The sequence below is a fragment of the Streptomyces vietnamensis genome (assembly GCF_000830005.1).
In the GTDB taxonomy this organism is placed as follows: domain Bacteria; phylum Actinomycetota; class Actinomycetes; order Streptomycetales; family Streptomycetaceae; genus Streptomyces; species Streptomyces vietnamensis.
The window spans coordinates 4,077,686-4,097,186 of the sequence record NZ_CP010407.1 but is presented as its reverse complement, the minus strand read 5'-3'; the positions used below and the strand labels follow the sequence as shown (position 1 = coordinate 4,097,186).

Here is a 19,501-nt window from a genome sequence, read left to right as displayed (position 1 = left end):
GGTTGGCGGGGGACGGGCCATGGGAATGGTCGAGGGGCTCTGGAAGGCCGGCGAGATGCCGCTCCGTGACGGGCTGTACCGGCCGGACGGCTCCGCCCTGGAGCTGCATGTCGACGGTCCGGGGGCGTACCACCCGGATGCGGGACAGCCGATTCCCTTCCGTATCGGAGAGCCGTTCGATGTGGCCCAGGCCATCGAGGAGTACGGCATCGACGGGGTGGACACCTGGTTCGAGAGCCCGCTGCCGGACGGATCGGGGTGGGTGTCCGGCGGGGGCGGTGGGATGGGCAACATCGGTTACCTCGCCCGTCTCCACGCCGACCGCTCGTTGCGGTGGGTCGCCGTGATGTTCCACTCCAACCCGTTCGTCGGCGTGCGCTACGAGGGCAGGAGCGCCGTCTTCACCAACGACTGGGGAAACCGGCTGGCGCTCGACCTCACGAGCCCTGCTCTCGGCTGACGCCGCCCGGGTCCCGGCCGGAACCGGCGACCCCCGAACCTGAACCTCGCGTCAGGGTGGCCGTCTCACCCGCCTGGGTGAAGGCCGGGGATTCCCGGACCCCGGGTCGCTGGCATATGCCAGCGTGCCTGTCATGGCGACAGCGACGAACCCGGTCACGCGGACTGGGGAACACGTACCGTGGAAGGCACCACCGATCCGGGAGGAGTCTGCCGTGAGCGTCCTGACTCAAGAGGGGTTCGAAGAACTCGCTCGTGCCGGCGAACACGTGGACGAGTCCCTGCGTCTGGAGTTCATCGACGGGAAGATCGGGGAGAAGGCTGTGCCGGGCGGTGACCACGGGCGGATCATCGAGTGGCTGACGCGTCTGTGCATTCAGGCGAACACGGAGTGGTGGCTGTACCCCGATCAGGGGCTGAGGGTCGAGACGTACCGCAAGGGCAATGCCCGTCCCGACGGCTGTCTCGCACCGAGCGGCACGTTCGTCGGCCAGGGGGAGTGGGCGAGTGCCGACGGTGTCCTGATGGTCGTCGAGGTCACCTCCGGCGACTCGGACACCGGCCACCGCGACCGCGTCGAGAAGCCGCGCGCCTACGCCGAGACCGGTATCCCCGTGTACCTGCTGGTCGACAGGACCACCTGTGAGGTCAAGGTCCATTCGCAGCCGGACGGGGAGCGGTACGAGATGGTGGCGACCGTGCCCTTCGGCAAGACGGTCACCCTGCCGGAGCCGGTGGGGATGGAGCTCGACACGGAGCCGCTGAAGAACTGGGTTCGCTGAGGTTTTTCGCGCGGGCTGTCACACATCCCGTCCCGCCTCCGTCAGTGCAGTGTCCGGCTCGGTCGAGGCGGATACGGAAGGCAGCTGAAGGAGCCGTCGAGATGTTCGCCGAGATGTCCACCACCGCCATCGTCGTCACCGCCGTCGCCGCGTTCATGGCCGGGTTCTCCGGAGCCTCGATCTTCTTCAGGGCCAAGTTCGTCGTCGAGCCGCTCGCCCAGTACGGGGTGCCGCGGGCGATGTGGAACTGGCTCGGGGCCGCCAAGGCCGCCGGAGCCGTCGGGCTCATCGTCGGGTTCTACGTCCCCGTCATCGGGACCCTCGCCGCGATCGGGCTCATCCTGTACTTCGCCGGGGCCGTGATCACCGTGATCCGCGCCCGCGCCTACGGCCACGCCCCCTTCCCGCTGATCTACATGGCGCCCGCCGTCGCCGCCCTCGTCCTCACCTGGTGACCTGGGAGCGCAAGAAGGCCGCCGGCCCCTGTCGACCAGGGGCGGCGGCCTTCTTCGTACCTCAGTACGTCAGTCCTTCTTCGGGTCCTCCAGGCGCGGGAACAGCACCGCGCCCTTCGTCACCGTCGCACCCGCCGGGAGCTGGCCCCACGTGCCGGAGGACTGCACCGGCTGCGCGGCCAGGGCGCCCAGGGACGCCTCGGCGCCCAGCGAGTCCCAGAGGGCCTGCGAGGTCTCCGGCATGATCGGGTTGAGCAGGACGGCGACGGCGCGGAGCGACTCCGCGGCCGTGTAGAGGATCGTCGCCAGGCGGGCCCGGCCCTCCTCCGACCCCGCTGCGTCAGCAGAATCATCGAATGCAGTCTTGGCCACCTTCCACGGCTCCTGCTCCGTGATGTAGCCGTTGACCTGCTTCACGAAGTCGAAGATCGCCAGGATGCCGCCCTGGAAGTCCAGCTCCTCGCCGATCTTCGCGTCGGCCGCCGCGACCGCCTTCGCCAGGCCCTCGTGGACCGCCTTCTCCGCGTCGCCGTCGGCCGTCGACGCCGGCAGCTCGCCGCCGAAGTACTTGCCGACCATCGCCGCCACACGGGAGGCGAGGTTGCCGTAGTCGTTCGCCAGCTCGCTCGTGTAGCGGGCGGTGAAGTCCTCCCACGAGAAGGAGCCGTCCTGGCCGAACGCGATCGCCCGCAGGAAGTACCAGCGGTACGCGTCCACGCCGAAGTGCGAGGTCAGGTCCTGCGGCTTGATGCCCGTCAGGTTCGACTTCGACATCTTCTCGCCGCCGACCATCAGCCAGCCGTTGGCCGCGACCCGGCCGGGAACCGGCAGGCCCTGCGCCATCAGCATCGCCGGCCAGATGATCGCGTGGAAGCGGAGGATGTCCTTGCCGATGAGGTGGACGTTCGCCGGGAAGGTCTCGTCGAACTTCTCCGGGTTCTCGTTGTAGCCGACGGCCGTCGCGTAGTTCAGGAGCGCGTCGATCCACACGTAGATCACGTGCTTGTCGTCCCACGGGACCGGCACGCCCCAGTCGAACGTCGAGCGCGAGATCGAGAGGTCCTCAAGGCCCTGCTTGACGAAGTTCAGCACCTCGTTGCGCGCCGACTCCGGCTGGATGAAGCCCGGGTTCGCCTCGTAGAACTCGATGAGCTTCGGGCCGTACTCGCTCAGCTTGAAGAAGTAGTTCTCCTCCTTGAGGATCTCCACCGGCTTCTTGTGGACGGCGCACAGCTTCGTGCCGTCCTCGGCCTCGATGAGATCGCCCGGGAGCTTGTACTCCTCGCAGCCCACGCAGTACGGGCCTTCGTACCCGCCCTTGTAGATCTCGCCCTTGTCGTACAGGTCCTGCACGAACTCCTGCACGCGGTCGGTGTGACGCTTCTGCGTGGTGCGGATGAAGTCGTCGTTCGCGATGTTCAGGTGCTCCCAGAGGGGCTTCCACGCCTCCTCGACGAGCTTGTCGCACCACTCCTGGGGCGTGACCCCGTTCGCCTCGGCAGTGCGCATGATCTTCTGACCGTGCTCGTCCGTGCCGGTGAGGTACCACACCTTCTCGCCGCGCTGACGGTGCCAGCGCGTGAGCACGTCGCCTGCGACGGTCGTGTAGGCGTGGCCCAGGTGAGGAGCGTCGTTGACGTAGTAGATGGGGGTCGTGACGTAGAACGCCTTCGCCCCCTGCTTCTCGGATCCAGTGGCCGCCATGGTCGAAATCCTAACGGTCGGACGAAGATCCACTCACATCGATGGGCCTGGGGGAGGGCCCGGGGAGGGCCGGGGGAGGATGGGCCGCATGCGTGTACTCGTTGCCGAGGACGAGCGGGACCTCGCCGCGCTCCTCGCCACCGGCCTGCGACGGGCCGGGTTCGCCGTCGACATCGTGCACGACGGGGGCGAGGCCCTGGAGCGGCTCGGCCTGTACGCGTACGACGTGCTCGTCCTCGACCGTGATCTGCCCCGCGTCCACGGCGACGACGTGGCCCGGCGGCTCGTCGGGGCCGGTTCCCCCACCCGGATCCTCATGCTCACCGCCTCCGCCGCCGTCGAGGACCGCGTCGAAGGCCTCGACCTCGGCGCCGACGACTACCTCGGCAAGCCCTTCGACTTCCCCGAGCTGGTCTCCCGCGTCCGCGCGCTCCGGCGGCGCTCCGCCCGGCCCGCCCTGCCGCCCCTCCTCGCACGCGACGGGCTCGTCGTGGACACCGTCCGGCGGACCGCCGTCCGCGACGGGCGGGACCTCGACCTCTCCCCCAAGGAGTTCTCCGTCCTCCAGATCCTCCTGGAGGCCGACGGCGCCGTCGTCTCCGCCGAGGAGCTCCTCGAACGCGCCTGGGACGCCCACGCCGACCCCTTCACCGGGGCCGTACGCGTCTGCATGAGCAAGCTGCGCGGGAAGCTCGGGGAACCGGGGCTCGTCCGGACCGTGCAGGGCGTGGGGTACGTCCTGTGAGCCGGCCCGGGCTTCTCGGCGCCGGGTCCACCATCCGTACCCGCATCGCGCTCGTCTACGGCGGTGTCTTCCTCGTCCTCGGCGCCGTCCTGCTGCTCGTGGTGAACCTGCTGGTCAGAGCCGGTACGGACGCCGACGCAGATGCGATTGTGGCCCGCGCGGACGACGTCGCCGTCGTCGAGGCGTACCGGATCGGCGACGACGTCAGCCGGGCCGCCGGCGAGCAGATGCTCATGTGGTCCTGCATGGCCCTGCTCGTCATCGCCTGCGGTGCGGTCGTGGTGGGGTGGTGGACGGCGGGGCGCGTCCTGCGGCCCGTCCACGAGATGACCGCCCGGGCGCGGAGCCTCTCCGGTCTCGACGAACGTCTGGCCGTGCGCGGGCCCGACGACGAGCTCAAGGAGCTCGGCGACACGATCGACGCGCTCCTCGGACGCCTGGAGACCGCCTTCGACAGCCAGCGCCGGTTCATCGCCAACGCCTCCCACGAGCTGCGGACCCCGCTCGCCACCCAGCGCGCCGCGATCCAGATCGGGCTCGACGAGGACTGCGAGGTCCGGCAGGTCCTCCTCGACGCCAACCGGCGCAGCGAGCGCCTCATCGACGGGCTGCTCCTCCTCGCGCGGAGCGAGCGCGGGCTCGCGGAGCGGGAGGACGTGCGGCTCGGGGACGTCGTCGCCGAGGAGTACGTGCACGCGTGCGTGGCGGGCGACGGCGGCGTCGTACGGGGGAGCCGGGTGCTGCTCGCGCACCTCGTACGGAACCTCGTCGCGAACGCGGTCGCGTACAACGTGCCGGGGGGCGACGTGGACGTACGGGTCGAGGACGGGGTCCTGACCGTCGTCAACACGGGACCGGTGGTGGCGGAGGGCGACGTCGACGGGCTCTTCGAACCCTTCCGGCGGGGAGAGGGGCGGGACCGGATGGGGCCCGGCGCGGGGCTCGGGCTCTCCATCGTGCGGTCGATCGCCGTCGCGCACGGCGGTGCGGTGCGGGCCGTGGCGCGGGGCGAGGGGGAGGGCGGCGGGCTGGTGGTGACGGTGACCCTGCCGGTCACCGTCACCCCCGCCGCCGGTTCCTAGAGCTCCAGGCCGGAGAGCAGACCCCGGTAGAAGGCCGCGTGCGCCGTCTCGACGGGGGTCGCGCCCGCGAAGTACGCCGCCGTACGGGGGGTGCCGTCGAGCTTCCGGAGGTAGTCGAAGGCCTTGTTGTCCTCCTCGCCCCAGACCACGAACCGCCAGTGCAGCGGGCGGTCGGCGGCCTCGGCGAGCGCCTGCGTGGCGGCCGTCTTCGACTCCGGCGCGCCGTCCGTCTGGAACACGACGAGCGCCGGGCGGGCCGGGTCGCTCTTCTCGTGGTGGGCGAGGACCTCTTCGACGGCCCGGTGGTAGTTGGTACGGCCCAGGCGGCCGAGCGTGCCGTTGACCTCGTCGATGCGGGTGGGGGTGAGGTCGGCGGGAGTCAGGTCGACCGTGCCGTCGATGTCCGTCGAGAAGAACACCGTCGTGACGGTGGCGTCCTCGTCGAGGTGCGCCGCGAGCGCGGTGACCTGCTCGGCGAGGCGCTGCACGGAACCGTCCTTGAAGTACCCGCGCATCGACCCGGACCGGTCGACGACGAGGTACACGGCGGCCCGCGCCCCGGAGAGCCCCTGCTTCTTGAGCTGCGCCCCGGCGGCCTTGTACGCGTCGACGAGGTGCGGCGCGGCGGCCTTGAGGGCGGGGAGGGGGAGGGCGGGGGCGACCTTCTCGGCCGGGGCCTCGTCGGTCGGGACCTCGGGGGTCTGGGCCTCGTCGGCCGGGGCCGCGGGGGTCTGGGCCTCGTCGGCCGGAGCCGCGGGGGTCTGCGCCTCGTCGGCCGGGGCCTCGGGGGTCTGGTCCTCGTCGGCCTGGTCGGCCGGGACCTCGTCGGCCTGCGCCTCCGGCTCGGGGGCGACGTCGGCCGCCGGCTCCGCCGCCGCGACGGCGACCGGCTCCGCCGGGGCGGTGGCCTCGGCCTGCGGCTCGTCGGCAGCGTCCGCTTCCGGCTCCGCCGGGGTCGTGTCGTCCGCGACGACGGCCGCCTCCGCCTCGGGCGTCTCGTCGGTCGCTTCGGCGGCGGGCGCCTCCGCCTCCTGCTGCCCGGTGGCGACTTCGGACGCGTCCGCGTCCGTGCCGACGGCCGTCTCCGGCTCCGCCGGGACTGCGGCCTCGGCCTGCGGCTCGTCCGCAGCGTCGGTCTCCGGCTCCGCCGGCTCGTCGGTCGCTTCGGCGGCGGGCGCCGCCGCCTCCTCCTGCTCCTCCGGAGCGAGCTCGGACGCGTCCGCGTCCGCGTCCACCGAGACGGCCGCCTCCGGCTCCGCCGGGTCCGTGTCGTCCGCGACGACGGCCGCCTCCGGCTCCGCCGGGTCCGTGTCGTCCGCGACGACGGCCGCCTCCGGCTCCGACGCGTCCTGCTGCTCCGCAGCGGTCTCCGACGCGTCCGCGTCCACCGCCAGGACCGTCTCCGGCTCCGCCGGGGCGGTGGCCGCGTCCTCCGGCTCGGAAGCCGGTGCCGCATCCGTCTCCCCGGCTTCGGCCGTCCTCGCCTTCGGGATCTGCGGGTTGTCGAAGGACGCCGCCACCAGGTCGTCCGCCGCGCGGCGCGCCGCCGCCTCCGGGGTGACCGGGGCCGCCGAGGCCGCCGCCTCCGGGGCCTCCGGGGTCGTCGCCTCCGGGGTGTCCGAGGTCCCCGCCGGGGTCGAGGCCGCCGCCTCCGGGGTCTCACGCGTCTGGGGCGGGACGGAGGTTGCCGGGGATTCCTCGCGGTCCCGGCCGAACACCTTGCGCAGCATGCTCCGAATACCCATGGGCGAACCCTTTCGCATGAGTGGGGGTGCAGTGTGAATGTCCGTACTGGGCGTTTCGGGACGTTCATCCCTGGCCAGGGCGGACACGTAAGGTTAGCGGCCGCCCCCGCCCCCTCCGGTGACCCGGTCGCCCCCGGTCGTCGTGCGTTCATGCGGCATTCACTCCGGTGCCGTCTCCGTGCGGATCCGTACACCTAGCGTTGCCGTCGAAGGGATCCGGGAGGGGGAGTCACTCCACTCCCAGGCCCTCCCTGAATCTGGTGAACTGCTCCTCCGGGTCCCCCGTGTACGCCCACGGCACCCACGCCGCCCGCGTGCCGAGCAGTCCCATCAGCTCCCGCGCGATCTCCACCTGGCCCGCGTAACAGGCCGCGTGCGCGAGGAAGTTGAGGTCCGCGACCTCCTCCGGTGCCACCGGCTGCCCGGGCTCGCGGCCGCCGATCCAGCGCGCGTGGGTGCGGCGCAGTTCCGTCACCGCCAGTTCGTGCTTCCAGTGCTGGTCGAAGCCGCGCACCGGGCCCCGGCCGAGTGCCCCGTCCGCGATGTACCGGTATTCCTCGACCCGGGCCACCTGCACCAGGACCGGCAGCGGGGAGCCGGGCGGTGCCACGCCCGCCGCGTCGCGGGCGAAGTCGTACATGCTGCCGTGCGTGCCGTGCCACCGCGCCGACCAGTAGCGCAGCACCTGGATGTGGCCCTCGGTGTTGTACGGGTCGCGGCGCCGCAATTCGTCGAACCAGTGGCGCAGTTCCCGGCGCGGTACTCCGCCCTCGTAGAGGCGTGCCACCGAGAGCATCGAGATCCACGGCATCGGGTCGGCCGGTGCCGCCTCGGCCGCGCCCCGGCAGGCGTCGACGGCGGCGTCGATCCGGCCCCGGTCGAGGGTGGCGCCCCGACCGGCCGCGATGGCCGCGTCGAAGACCCGTACCACCTCGGTCGCGGCCCGCAGCACGGCCGCGTCGGGGTTGCCGGGCTCGGCGGCCCGCCAGGTCTCGACGGTGGAGCTGCCCGCGGCGGCGTGCGAGAGGAGCCGCAGCCGGTGGGTGCGGCGCGTCCAGTCCGTACCGGTGGCGGCGAGCAGGTCCCGTACGCCCTGCCAGCGGCCGATGACGATGTCGTGGCGCGCCTCGGTCAGCGCCCGGTCCCCGAAGTCCGGGTCGAAGTCGGGCGTGAAGCGCTCCTGACGCGCCGGGCGCGCGGAGCGGCGGCGTACGGCCATCGGGGGCCTCCTTCGGGTTCGGCTGCCGTAGGAAGAAGTCGCTGCGTACGTACAGTCCCTGCGTACGTACGGTCGTGGCGTACGTACGGTCGCGGCGTACGTACAGGTGCGCTCAGAAGTCCGTCGCGTAGTTCTTGTCGCGGGCTCCCGCACGCGGGCTCGTGGCCGGGCCCGAGCCCTCCGCCGCCTCCAGGGCGCGGACGGCGTCCAGGCGGGCGGGGCGGTAGTAGTCGCTGCCCTTGCGCCAGTACACGAGCAGCGGGACGACGCCGAGGAGCAGTCCGCCGAGGCCGATGGTGACGGCGGTCCTGGAGAGTTCGCCGATCGACTCGACGAAGGCCCAGAGCATGAACGCCGAGCCGAGCAGCGGCCACAGACCGCCGAGGACGAAGTTCGGCACGGAGCGGAACAGGACCGCCTTGTAGGCGACGATCGCGGCGATGCCCGCGAGGCCGTAGTAGAACGCGATCTGGAGGCCGATCGCGGCGACGGCGTCGCTGAGGATGCGCTGCACGGAGCCGGCGGCCGCGGCCGCGCCGAACATCAGGAGGGCGGCGCCGCCGACGGCGGCGATCGCGACCCACGGGGTGTTCCAGCGGCGGTGCACGAGGCCGAGCGCGGCCGGCAGGGTCCGGTCGCGGCCCATCGCGAAGAGCGAGCGGGTCACCTGGAGGAGGGTGGTCTCCAGGGTGGCGACGGTGGAGAGGAGGACGGCCACGACGAGCAGCTTGCCGCCGACGCCGGGCCAGATCTCCTGGCCGAGGACGGCGAGGACGTTGGGTCCGGCGTCGCGGATCTCCTCGGCGCTCAGCAGCACGTTGACGGCGACCGTGAAGGCCTCGAAGAGGAGGAAGACGAAGCCGACGCCGACGAGCGCGGCGAGCCCGGCGGTGCGGCGGCTGTTCCGGGTCTCCTCGCTGAGGTTGCTGGTGACGTCCCAGCCCCAGTAGTAGAACGCGGCGATCAGCGCCCCGGCGGCGAAGGTGTCGGGCCCGTGGAAGTGGTCGAGGGCGAACCAGGACCAGTCGAAGGCGGTCGCCCGGCCCCGGTGCACGACGGCGGCCAGGACGAAGGCGAGCAGGATCAGCATCTCCACGCCGGACATCACGAGCTGCGCCCGTACGGTGAGCCGGGCGCCGCCCAGGACGACGAGCAGCATCATCAGGAACCAGCCGGCGCCGACGGCCGCCGCGAGCGGGGTCGAGTCGGCGAGCCCGGGGCTGATCAGGGAGAGCGTGAGGGTGCCGGCGGGCAGCGAACCGGCCACCATGAACACGGTGGCGGCGAAGACGAGCGCCCAGCCGGAGAGGAAGCCGAGGAAGGGGTGGAGGGTGCGGCCCACCCAGGAGTACCCGGCCCCGGCGTTGACGTCGATCCGGCCGAGGCGGGCGTACGCGAGGACGATGCCGAGCATCGGTATCGCGCAGTACAGCAGGGCGGCGGGTCCGGCGAGGCCGACCGCGCCGAAGAGGACGGCGGTCGTCGCGGCCAGCGAATAGGCGGGGGCGCTGCCGGCGACGGCCATCACGATCGTGTCGAAGGTACCGAGGACGTTGGGCTGGAGCCCTCTGTTCGTGGTGGTGCGCATGGCGGGTCCTCGGTGGCGGGAGGTGAGGCAGGGCGTGGGTGGTGCTGCGGCACGGCGAAGCGGACCGCACGCCGGGCCGGTTGCCGACGGCGGCGGACGCGGATCACGGTGAATCGAGCGCATCGTAGTCGCCCGGGTGGTTTCCGGTAACGGCAGTGGGGAGGTTCCGTTTCTGTGACCGCCGGTAAGTCCTCCCGTACGCCCCCGGAAGGGGGTTTACCGCAGGTCGGGACCGGCGATGGCGCGGGCCGCGCCGACCTCCTGGCGGAGCGGCGCCAGGACTCCGTTCTCGTCGCCCGGAAGCTCCGCGCGGACCTCCACGAGGGTGTCCGTGCCGCGCAGTCCGTCCGCGAGCTCCCGCAACTCCCGTTCCACGGCGGCGACCTCCGCCGGATCGGGCGCGGGCGCACCGTGGTCGACCCGGATCCTGGCCGCGGTCGTCGCGTCCACGATCCGCTCCGCGGCGACGACCAGCGGCCACCAGGCGGCGGCGCGGGCGCCGGTGGGCGGCGGTTCGGTCAGGGCGCGCTGGAACTCGGAGCGGACGGTGGACAGATCGCGGTAGAGCTTCCGCCGGGCCCGCAGCCGCCCGCTCTGGTCCTCTTCGCTGCCGAAGGCACGCCCCACGTACGCGGCGGTGTCGGCGACCGCGTCCGCGAGCCGGTCCCCGATCCGGGCGTGCCAGGACTCGGGCCACAGCAGATAGCCGGCGACCAGCGCGATGCCGCAGCCGATGAGCGAGTCGTACAGGCGGGGCAGGACGAGGTCGAAGCCCTGGTGGTTGAGCAGGTCGGAGAGGAGCAGGATGACCGGGGTGATGGCCGCGGTCTGGAAGGCGTACCCCTTCGCGGAGGAGGCGGGGATCAGCGCCGCGAGCACGCACATCACCGGCACGTCCCACCAGCCGCGCGGCACCGCGGACAGCACGAGGGCGGCGAGGAGGAGCCCGGCGGCGGTGCCGGCGGCGCGGAGCACGGCCCGGGAGAAGACCGAGCCGAAGTCGGGCTTCATGACGAAGGTGACGGTGAGCGCGACCCAGTACGAGCGGGGGACGGGGATGAGGGACACCAGGGCCTGGGCGAGGCCGATGCAGAGCGCGAGCCGCAGGCCGTACCGCCAGGACGCCTCCGAGAACAGGACGGCGCGGGTCGCCCGACGGGCCCGGACGCGGAGGGCGGCGGGGCGGCCGAGGCGGTCGTCGACGTTGTACGGGTCGGGGTCGGCCTTGAGGACGACGGCCGCCGCGTGCCGCAGGGCATGGTCCACGGCCCTCTCGGCGGGCCGCTCGGGCGTCGGCAGATCGAGTACGGGTGCCCCGGTGCGGCCCTCCTCGACGGAGTCGGCGAGCTCCCGCACGGCCGCCGGGATCGCGGGGGACAGCGGCCCGAAGAGCTGTGCCCGCAGGTGGGCGGCGGGGGCGGCCTCGACGAGCGGGATGAGGACGTTGAGCTGGGCGAGGATCCGCACGAGGGAGCTCGCCCGGCCGTGCTGGCGGGCCCGGCGGGCGAGCACCAGGTCGTAGGACTGGTTGAGGGAGGCGGTGACGGCCTGCCGCTTCTCGTCGTACGCGTCGGTGCCGGTGGCCTCGTACAGCTCGGCGACGGCGCGGTAGGTGGCGGCCACGGCCTCCCGCTCGGGCGCGGCGCGGCGCATGGGCCAGCCGAGGAGGGTGAGCGCGAGCACGAACAGCCCGCCGAGGGTGAGGAGGAGGGGCGCCTTCCACCACGGGTCGGGCATCGGGAGCCCCGCACCGACGACGGCGTTGAGGAGCAGGAGCAGCCCGGACACGGAGGCGACGGCGCCGATCGAGGAGATCATCCCGGAGACCAGCGCGATGAGGGTGAGGACGATGACCGCGACCCATCCCTCCCCGAAGACGAGGGTCCCGAGGGTCACCCCGAGGGCGCCGAACAGCTGCGGCACCGCGATGTTGAAGACCCGCATCCGGTAGGCGTCGGCGGTGTCCCCGATGACCCCGGACAGCGCCCCCATGGACACGAGCGCGCCGTACGCGGTCTGGTGCGTCGCCATTCCGACGGCGAGTGGCGCGGAGAGGGCGACGGATGCCCGGAGGACGGCCGCCCAGGGGATCGGTGCGGGGGCGGGCCTGAGACCGGCGGTCAGCCAGGCGGGTGGGGTGAGGAGAGGGGGCCGAGCCATGCGACCAACGTACGCCGCGCGCCGCTGCGCCCCGCTGCGGGCTGCACCCCGCCGGGGCGGTGCCCACCCGCCCGGACGGCGCCGCCCCCGTTGTGGGCCTGCGCCCCCGCGCGTTGTGGGCAATCGTTCCGCTGGGGCGGAACGGGTGGGCACAACGGACGGCGCCCTTAGCGGCGCCCGAGCTCCCCGCGCCTGAACCCGCACCCCGTGTGCGCCGCGCGGTCGGTGCGGGTCAGGGCGCGGAACGCCTAGGCCCGGCTGGGGGCACCGTCCCGTGTGCCCACCCGTCCCGCCCTGCGGGACGATTGCCCACACGGCAGCGGGCGCGGGCCCACACGGCGGCGGGGCACCGCCCGCCCGGGCGGGGGCAAGGCCCAGCAGGGTGCGGGCCTGCACGGGCGGTGGGCGCGGGCCCGTGCCCGCCGGGGGTCAGTTGCGGTAGGACTCGACCTCTGCGGCCGGGCGGAGGGTCGCCTCGTCCGGGTCCTCCCCGAACTCGGCCTTCGCGCGCCGCTGCCGCAGCAGGTCCCAGCACTGGTCGAGGCGTACCTCCAGGGCGGCGAGGCGGGCGCGTTCCTCGGGGGCGAGTCCGCCGGTGCCCGCGCGCTCCCGCAGGGCGCGTTCCTCCTCGACGAGGGCGCCGATGTCGTCCAGGATCTCCTCGTTCTCCATGCCTTACAGCGTGGCCGATCAGCGCGCGCCGCGCAGGTCGAGATCGGTGAGGACCGCCCGGTGGTCGGAGCCGGCGAGGGCGGGGAAGCGGATGCCGGCGACGCTGAAGTCGTCGCTGACCAGGACGTGGTCGATCTGGACGTACGGGGGGACGGGGCCCTCCGTGGGCCAGGTGGGGGTGCGGCTCGTGCGCGCCAGCCGGGCGGCGTCCTGGAGGTGGCCGCGGTCCAGGATGGCGCGGAAGGCGGCGTGGTCCTGGGAGGCGTTGAAGTCTCCGGCGAGCAGGAACGGCTCGTCGTACGGGCGGCCGGCGGCCACGTCCTCGATCCGGCCCAGCTCCCGTTTCCACGCGTCCACCTGGCCCGGCAGCGGCGGCAGCGGGTGGGCGAGTTGGAGGCGTACGGGCAGTCCGGCGATCTCGGCGGTGGCGCCCGGCATGCCCATGGCCGCCGGGATCACCCCCTCGTCGCGCACGCGCAGCGGATAGGCGCTGAGCAGGACGGAGCCGGCGGAGCCGTCGGCGTCGACGGAGGCGTGGTGGGGGAGTTCGGTGGCGAAGGTGCTGGTGAGGGCGTGTCCGCAGGCGCGGTCGCATTCGGAGACGAACACCAGCTGGGGACGTTCGCGTCGGATCGTGTCGATCAGCGCCCCGGTCGCCTCGCCGAACTCGATGTTGGCGGCGAGGACGCGGACCCGGGCGAGGGGCAGGCCGTAGGAGGTGACGAGCTGCGGCATGTACGGCAGGGCGCTCCAGGCGGTCGTGGCGAGGACGACGAAGGCCAGGAGGGACAGGGTGCGGCGGTGGGCGATGACGGCGAGCAGCGCTCCGAGGGCGGCGGGGACCGTCAGCCAGGGGAGGAAGGAGAGCAGCTGCGGTACGGGGGTGACCGCGTCCGTGTCCAGGATGCGGCAGCCCGCGATCGTGGCGGGCACGATCAGGAGCAGCCCTCCGGCCCAGGCCGCCGTGCGGCGCCTGGGCCGGAGGGGCAGCGGTTCGTCCACGCGCCTCAGTGTCGCAGGGCCTGCGAGATCTCCGCCTCGGCTTCGCCCGAGAGGGTCCGGTTGCTGCGTGCCGTACCGGTCTTGGACTTGCCGGGTTCGACGTCGTTGATGTTCAGGACGACCGCGTCGAGGAAGTTTCCGTCCGCGTCGCGGAAGTTGACCAGGATCGTGTAGTCGGCCTTCTTGTCCTTGGGGTTGGTCGCGGTGATCTCCGCGACCGTGCGGTCCCCGTCGGTGCTCGTCGGTCCGGCCTTGACGTCGCCTTTGGCGTTCACCCCGCCCTTGATCTCGTTCATCTTGTCCTGGGCGGCCGAGGCGATGGCCGCGGTGGCGGAGGAGACGATCTCGCCCGTCTTCTCCTTGGTGTTGTCGCAGCCGGTGAAGAGGACGAGGAGGGTGGCGGCGGTGAGGGCGATTCCCGTCGTACGTCTCATCTGCCCGCTCCTCAGAACGTCTCGCCCCGGCCGTACGCGTCGTCCGTGGCCAGCGCCCAGATCACGAAGATCGAGATGGCCATGGAGAAGAGCGCCCACCACGGCTGGTAGGGCAGGAAGAGGAACTGGAAGAGGACGTTGAGGGAGGCGAGGGAGATACCGGCGATCCGGCCCCACTCGGCGCCCTTGAGGATGCCGAAGCCGGCGATGGCGACGATGACGCCGAGGATCAGGTGGATCCAGCCCCAGGTGGTGAGGTTGAACTTGAAGACGTAGTCGCCGATGCGGGTGTAGACGTCGTCCTCGGCTATGCCGGCGATGCCCTGGAAGATGTCCATGAAGCCGGTGACCAGCATGAGGACGCCGGCGAAGAGGGTGCCGCCGGCGGCCCAGGCGCCGGAGCTGCTCGACCTGGTGCCCGGCTGGTTGCCCGTCTGGCGGGGTGCGGTGTTCTGGCTCATGGCCCCATCGTCGGAGCGTTCGTACGGTTCCGAACTTTCAACTGGGCCGAACGAGTGAGCGAAGGAAGGCGTCGAGGGCCGCGTCGAACTCCTCGGGGCGTTCCAGGTTGGGCAGGTGGGCGGCCCGTTCGATCACGGTGAGCGTGGAGTCGGGGAGCAGCGCGTGCATCTCCTCCGCGTCCGCCACCGGGGTGTACGTGTCGTCCCGGCCGACGACGACGAGCGCGGGCACCGCGACCTTCGTGAGCGTCTCCCGGTAGTCGGGGCGCTCGGCCCGGCCGCGCAGGGCGGCGGCCGCGGCGACCGGGTCGGTGGCGCACATCATGCGGTGGACGTGGGGCGCGGCGTGCGTGTTGTACGGGGCGACCATCCGGTCGAGGACCTCGTCGGCGTACCCGCGCATGCCCTCCCGCAGGAGCCGGTCGGCCATGGCGTTCCGGGCCTTCCTGCCGTCCTCGGTCTCGGCGGCGGGGAAGGTGTCGGCGAGGACGAGGCCCCGGACCCGTTCGGGGTGGCGGCGGACGAGCTCCATGGCGATCTGACCGCCCATGGAGAGGCCTGTGAGGACGCAGTCCTGGACGTCGAGTGCGTCGAGGAGGGCGACGAGGTCCTCGGCGAAGTCGCCGAGGAGGGTCGCGCCGGTCGTGGCTCCCAGGGGCGTGGCGCCGTATCCCCGCAGGTCGGGGGCGATGACCCGGTATCCGGTGCGGGAGAAGCGGTCGATCTGCGGCTGCCACATGGTGTGGTCGAAGGGATGGCCGTGGACGAGGAGGAGAGCGGGGCCGGTGCCCCGGTCCTCGTAGAAGGTGGGCATGACGGCAGGCTAGGCAACCCCAACTGCTCGGTGCAATAAGATCTTTGCTCTCGGTGCAATGAGGGGGACTGGTGGAGGAGTACCGGAGGATCGCCGACCGGGTCGAGGCGGCCGTACGGGACGGGCGGCTGCGCCCCGGCGACCGGCTGCCGCCCCAGCGCGTCTTCGCCCGCCGCCACGGGATCGCGAACTCCACGTCCATCCGCGTGTACGGAGAACTCGCCCGCCGCGGACTGGTCGTCGGCGAGGTCGGGCGCGGCACCTTCGTCCGGGCCGCGCCCCCACTGCCCGGACCCGCACTCGCCGAGGCGACCGGCGCCGCGCCCGTCGACCTCCAGCTCAACTACCCGGCGGCCGAAGGCCAGTCGGAGCTGATGGCCCGCGCGCTCGCGGCACTCGCCCGGCCCGACGTGCTCGCCGAGGCCGTCTCCCGGCCGGCCGCCGCGACCGGCACGGCCGAGGCCCGGGAGGCCGCGGTGGCCGTCCTCGCCCGGCCCGGCTGGACACCGGACCCCGACGGCGTCCTCTTCGCCGGGAACGGCCGCCAGGCCATCGCCGCCGCGCTCTCCGCCCTCGTCCCGCCCGGCGGCCGGCTCGGCGTCGAAGCGCTCACGTATCCCCTGGTCAAAGCGGTCGCGGAACGGCTCGGCATCCGGCTGGTCCCGCTCGCCCTCGACGCGGAGGGGGTACGGCCGGAGGCCCTGGAAGCCGCGCACCGGGGCGGGCCCCTCTCCGCCGTCTACCTCCAGCCCACCCTCCACAACCCGCTCTCCACGACCGCGGGGGAGGAACGGCGGGCCGAACTCGCCGCACTCCTCCGTCGCCTCGACCTGACGGCCGTCGAGGACACCACCTGGGCCTTCCTCCTCCCCGACGCGCCCGACACGCCCGCGCCGCTCGCCGCGCACGCCCCCGAGCGGGTCCTCCTCGTCGACAGCCTCTCCAAGCGGCTCGCCCCCGGACTGACCGTCGGCTACGTCGTGGTGCCGGCCCGGCTCCGTACCGTTGTCGCCGACGCCCTGCGCTCCGGCGCCTGGACCGCCGGCGGGCTCGCGCTCGCCGCCGCCACCCGCTGGACCGGGGACGGTACGGTCGCGGAGGCGGTCGCGCTCAAGCGGGCGGACACGGAGGCCCGGCACGCCCTGGTCCGGCGCCGACTGGCCGGCCAGACCCTCCGCACCTCCCCGCACGCGTACTACTGCTGGTGGGAGCTGCCCGCGCCCTGGCGCGCGGAGACCTTCACGGCGGCGGCGGCCGCACGCGCGGGCGTGGCGGTCACGCCGGGAAGCGCCTTCGCCGTGGGCCGTGGCGTGGCGTTCGACGCGGTCCGCGTGGGCCTCGCGTCCCCGCCCCGGCCGGTCCTCGACGCGGCCCTGGCCCGCCTGGCGACGGTGGCCGCCGAGGGGCCTTGATCCAGTTGCGGGGCGCCGGGCGCGGGTGTGCCCTGGAGGGTGCGGGACCCGGAACCAGGGGGGCCAGAGACGAGGAGCTCCTGCCATGGCCGCACACGCAGCGGCGCCGACCAGGCGCCGGATCAGCACGCACGGCTGGGGACTCCCGGTCACGATCGGCGTCCTGTACGGCTTCTACGCGGAGGTGAACGCCCGCGACGGCGGCGCGCTCAGCTGGGGACAGTTCTGGCTGGGCCTCATCTCGGCGGTCGTCCTCGCCGTCGCGCTGTACGCCCTCAGGCGCTACGGCCGCGCCCTGCCGCGCGAGGCCAGGGGTGCGGCGTGGGGCGCGCTCGCCGGGATCGCGGTCGGGTTCCTCTACAGCCTGACGGACGCGAGCGTGTACGCGTCGACGCTGCTGGGGCTGATCGTGGGGGTGTGCGTGGGCGGCGCCGCGTACTACCTCTTCTACACGCACGAGGACGCCACGGGCCACCCGGCCCCGTGGTGACCCCACCGCCCCGCCGTTGTGGGCAATCGTTCCGCAGGGCGGAACGGGTGGGCACAACGGACCCGCGCCCTGCCGGCGCCTGAGGCTTCCGCGCCTGGACCCGCACCCCGTGCACGGCGCTCGGTCGGTGCGGGTCCAGGCGCGGGACGCGGAGGCGCCGCTGAAGCGCGCCGTCCCGTGTGCCCACCCGTCCCGCCCTGCGGGACGATTGCCCACACGGCAGCGGGCGCGGGCCCACACGGGGCGCGGGGCGAAGCCCAGCCGGGCGCGGGCCCGCGCGGTGCGGGCCCGCGCCGCGTGGTGGTCAGTCCAGGCGCAGGTCTGCCAGTTGCTTCTCGAAGGGGACGATCTCGTCCTCGTCCGAGCGCCGCGCCGGCCGCCCCGCCACCGTGTCCGCGAACTCGTTGCCCGCCCGGGTGATCCGCGCCGGCAGCCCCTCCGTGTACTCGTCGCCGCCCGAGCCCCAGTCCTCCGAGGCCGCGTAGACGGCGGTGGGGACGACGAGGGCTCGCAGGTAGGCGAAGAGCGGGCGCAGGGCGTGGTCCAGGACCAGGGAGTGGCGGGCCGTGCCGCCGGTCGCGCCGATGAGCACCGGCGTACCGCTCAGCGCGGTCGGGTCGATCAGGTCGAAGAAGGACTTGAACAGGCCGCTGTAGGAGGCGGTGAAGACGGGGGTGACGGCGATGACGCCGTCCGCCGCCGTCACCTTCTCGATCGCCTCCTCCAGCGCCGCCGACGGGAAGCCCGTCACGAAGTTCTTCGCGATGTCGACGGCCAGGTCGCGCAGTTCGACGACCTCGACGTCGACGGCGTACTCCTGCTCGGCCAGCCGGTACCGGGCCGCCTGGAGCAGCCGGTCGGCGAGCAGCCGGGTGGAGGACGGGGCGCTCAGTCCGGCGGACACGGCGACCAGCTTCAGCGTCTGCATGGCGTCAGATCTCCTTGGAAGCGACGACGGCGGGGTGGAGGGGGGCCGTCTCCGGGACTCCGGCCGGCCGCAGGTTCGCGAACTCCTTGCGCAGCACCGGGACGACCTCCTCGCCGAGGATGTCGAGCTGCTCCAGGACCGTCTTGAGGGGCAGTCCGGCGTGGTCGAGGAGGAACAGCTGGCGCTGGTAGTCGCCGACGTACTCGCGGAAGGACAGGGTGCGTTCGATGACCTCCTGCGGGGAGCCGACGGTCAGCGGGGTCTCGCGGCTGAACTCCTCCAGGCTCGGACCGTGGCCGTAGACCGGCGCGTTGTCGAAGTACGGGCGGAACTCCCGTACCGCGTCCTGCGAGTTCTTGCGCATGAACACCTGGCCGCCGAGGCCGACGATGGCCTGCTCCTCGGTGCCGTGGCCGTAGTGCGCGTACCGCTGGCGGTAGAGCCGGACCATCTTCTCGGTGTGCTGCTTGGGCCAGAAGATGTGGTTCGCGAAGAAGCCGTCACCGTAGTAGGCCGCCTGCTCGGCGATCTCCGGGGAGCGGATGGAGCCGTGCCAGACGAACGGCGGGACGCCGTCGAGCGGGCGCGGGGTGGACGTGAAGCCCTGGAGGGCGCTGCGGAACTTGCCCTCCCAGTCGACGACGTCCTCCCTCCACAGCTTGTGGAGGAGCGCGTAGTTCTCGATGGCGAGCGGGATGCCCTGGCGGATGTCCTGGCCGAACCACGGGTAGACCGGGCCGGTGTTGCCGCGGCCCATCATCAGGTCCACGCGGCCGTCGGCGAGGTGCTGGAGGGTCGCGTAGTCCTCGGCGATCTTCACCGGGTCGTTGGTGGTGATCAGCGTCGTGGACGTGGACAGGATCAGGTTCTCCGTGCGGGCGGCTATGTGCCCGAGGAGGGTCGTCGGGGAGGACGGCACGAACGGCGGGTTGTGGTGCTCGCCGGTCGCGAAGACGTCGAGCCCGACCTCCTCGGCCTTGAGCGCGATCGCGACGGTGTTCTTGATGCGCTCGTGCTCGGTGGGGGTGCGGCCGGTGGTGGGGTCGGTCGTCACGTCACCGACGGTGAAGATCCCGAACTGCATCGTGCTCACCTCTCGCGTTCCTGGCTAGTGGTTGAAGCTTAAACTATTTCTTCGAACGGCGCGACCCCCTCCTCTATTCCGGCCCGTACCCTGGAGCGCATGACCGAGAAGACGGCGCACGACAACGAGCGGTGGAAGGAGCGGGGCGTGATGCTCCGCGTCTTCGTGTACGTCTTCGCGACGCACGCCTTCGCGGGCTTCGTCTGGCTGCTCTTCTACGTCGGGCAGAACGCCCAGAAGTGAGGGCCGCCACACACCGCCCACC

20 protein-coding genes are annotated in these 19,501 nt (G+C 72.7%); 8 read left to right on the top strand and 12 right to left on the bottom strand.

Annotated features, from left to right (window positions below):
- Nucleotides 1-19 precede the first annotated feature (19 nt).
- The 3 genes from SVTN_RS18245 (at nt 20) to SVTN_RS18235 (ending at nt 1,696) form a co-directional block, all read left to right on the top strand.
- Nucleotides 20-460 (top strand): hypothetical protein, encoded by a 441-nt coding sequence (locus tag SVTN_RS18245; RefSeq protein WP_041130058.1) that lies wholly within the window; start codon nt 20-22, stop codon nt 458-460.
- Nucleotides 461-674: 214 nt separating this feature from the next.
- On the top strand, nt 675-1,241 hold the full coding sequence (locus SVTN_RS18240) for a Uma2 family endonuclease (protein ID WP_041130057.1): 567 nt from the start codon (nt 675-677) through the stop codon (nt 1,239-1,241).
- A gap of 101 nt (nt 1,242-1,342) precedes the next feature.
- A complete protein-coding gene (locus SVTN_RS18235) occupies nt 1,343-1,696 on the top strand; it encodes a DoxX family protein (RefSeq protein WP_245727585.1) in 354 nt (117 codons plus the stop codon).
- A gap of 69 nt (nt 1,697-1,765) precedes the next feature.
- Here SVTN_RS18235 and metG read toward each other — a convergent pair whose 3' ends face one another.
- Entirely contained in the window at nt 1,766-3,400 is a 1,635-nt protein-coding gene (gene metG / locus SVTN_RS18230) for a methionine--tRNA ligase (RefSeq protein ID WP_041130056.1), read from the bottom strand.
- Between the two features lie 88 nt (nt 3,401-3,488).
- Between metG and SVTN_RS18225 the strand changes: the two genes are divergently transcribed.
- Both SVTN_RS18225 and SVTN_RS18220 read left to right on the top strand, forming a co-directional pair.
- Complete coding sequence (locus SVTN_RS18225; RefSeq protein ID WP_041130055.1) at nt 3,489-4,145, top strand: response regulator transcription factor; 657 nt, start codon at nt 3,489-3,491, stop codon at nt 4,143-4,145.
- A complete protein-coding gene (locus tag SVTN_RS18220; protein ID WP_041130054.1) occupies nt 4,142-5,227 on the top strand; it encodes a sensor histidine kinase in 1,086 nt (361 codons plus the stop codon). Before SVTN_RS18225 ends, SVTN_RS18220 begins: the two co-directional genes overlap by 4 nt.
- On the opposite strand, the gene SVTN_RS46170 is transcribed toward SVTN_RS18220, so the two are convergent.
- From SVTN_RS46170 to SVTN_RS18175, 9 genes are all read right to left on the bottom strand, one after another.
- On the bottom strand, nt 5,224-6,972 hold the full coding sequence (locus SVTN_RS46170) for a VWA domain-containing protein (RefSeq protein WP_041130053.1): 1,749 nt from the start codon (nt 6,970-6,972) through the stop codon (nt 5,224-5,226). The genes SVTN_RS18220 and SVTN_RS46170 overlap by 4 nt on opposite strands.
- Before the next feature lie 229 nt (nt 6,973-7,201).
- Complete coding sequence (locus tag SVTN_RS18210; RefSeq protein ID WP_041130052.1) at nt 7,202-8,191, bottom strand: hypothetical protein; 990 nt, start codon at nt 8,189-8,191, stop codon at nt 7,202-7,204.
- A gap of 112 nt (nt 8,192-8,303) precedes the next feature.
- Entirely contained in the window at nt 8,304-9,779 is a 1,476-nt protein-coding gene (locus SVTN_RS18205; protein ID WP_041130051.1) for an APC family permease, read from the bottom strand.
- A gap of 216 nt (nt 9,780-9,995) precedes the next feature.
- Nucleotides 9,996-11,939, bottom strand: coding sequence for an FUSC family protein (locus SVTN_RS18200; RefSeq protein ID WP_041130050.1), 1,944 nt, complete (start codon nt 11,937-11,939; stop codon nt 9,996-9,998).
- 429 nt (nt 11,940-12,368) lie between these two features.
- Complete coding sequence (locus SVTN_RS18195; RefSeq protein WP_041130049.1) at nt 12,369-12,611, bottom strand: DUF2630 family protein; 243 nt, start codon at nt 12,609-12,611, stop codon at nt 12,369-12,371.
- Nucleotides 12,612-12,629: 18 nt separating this feature from the next.
- Nucleotides 12,630-13,622, bottom strand: coding sequence for an endonuclease/exonuclease/phosphatase family protein (locus SVTN_RS18190; protein ID WP_052499188.1), 993 nt, complete (start codon nt 13,620-13,622; stop codon nt 12,630-12,632).
- Entirely contained in the window at nt 13,619-14,047 is a 429-nt protein-coding gene (locus SVTN_RS18185) for a hypothetical protein (protein WP_041130047.1), read from the bottom strand. Before SVTN_RS18185 ends, SVTN_RS18190 begins: the two co-directional genes overlap by 4 nt.
- 11 nt (nt 14,048-14,058) lie before the next feature.
- Nucleotides 14,059-14,508 carry a DUF7144 family membrane protein gene (locus tag SVTN_RS18180; RefSeq protein WP_041130046.1) on the bottom strand — a complete coding sequence of 150 codons (450 nt, stop codon included), beginning with the start codon at nt 14,506-14,508 and terminating at the stop codon, nt 14,059-14,061.
- 37 nt (nt 14,509-14,545) lie between these two features.
- Nucleotides 14,546-15,322, bottom strand: a complete 777-nt coding sequence (locus tag SVTN_RS18175) for an alpha/beta fold hydrolase (protein ID WP_041130045.1) — start codon at nt 15,320-15,322, stop codon at nt 14,546-14,548.
- 71 nt (nt 15,323-15,393) lie between these two features.
- Here SVTN_RS18175 and SVTN_RS18170 point away from each other — a divergent pair, with 71 nt between their 5' ends.
- Nucleotides 15,394-16,734 (top strand): aminotransferase-like domain-containing protein, encoded by a 1,341-nt coding sequence (locus SVTN_RS18170; protein WP_041130044.1) that lies wholly within the window; start codon nt 15,394-15,396, stop codon nt 16,732-16,734.
- A gap of 85 nt (nt 16,735-16,819) precedes the next feature.
- Complete coding sequence (locus SVTN_RS18165; protein WP_041130043.1) at nt 16,820-17,224, top strand: hypothetical protein; 405 nt, start codon at nt 16,820-16,822, stop codon at nt 17,222-17,224.
- A 304-nt stretch (nt 17,225-17,528) separates the two neighbouring features.
- Here SVTN_RS18165 and SVTN_RS18160 read toward each other — a convergent pair whose 3' ends face one another.
- The gene (locus tag SVTN_RS18160; protein ID WP_041130042.1) at nt 17,529-18,152 is read right to left on the bottom strand and encodes an FMN reductase; all 624 of its coding nucleotides are present in this window, start codon (nt 18,150-18,152) and stop codon (nt 17,529-17,531) included.
- 4 nt (nt 18,153-18,156) lie between these two features.
- Nucleotides 18,157-19,236, bottom strand: a complete 1,080-nt coding sequence (locus SVTN_RS18155; protein WP_041130041.1) for an LLM class flavin-dependent oxidoreductase — start codon at nt 19,234-19,236, stop codon at nt 18,157-18,159.
- 99 nt (nt 19,237-19,335) lie between these two features.
- On the opposite strand from SVTN_RS18155, the gene SVTN_RS44810 reads away from it, so the two are divergent.
- Nucleotides 19,336-19,479: a DUF6126 family protein gene (locus SVTN_RS44810; RefSeq protein ID WP_167352204.1), complete on the top strand. Its 144-nt coding sequence runs from the start codon at nt 19,336-19,338 to the stop codon at nt 19,477-19,479.
- Nucleotides 19,480-19,501 lie beyond the last annotated feature (22 nt).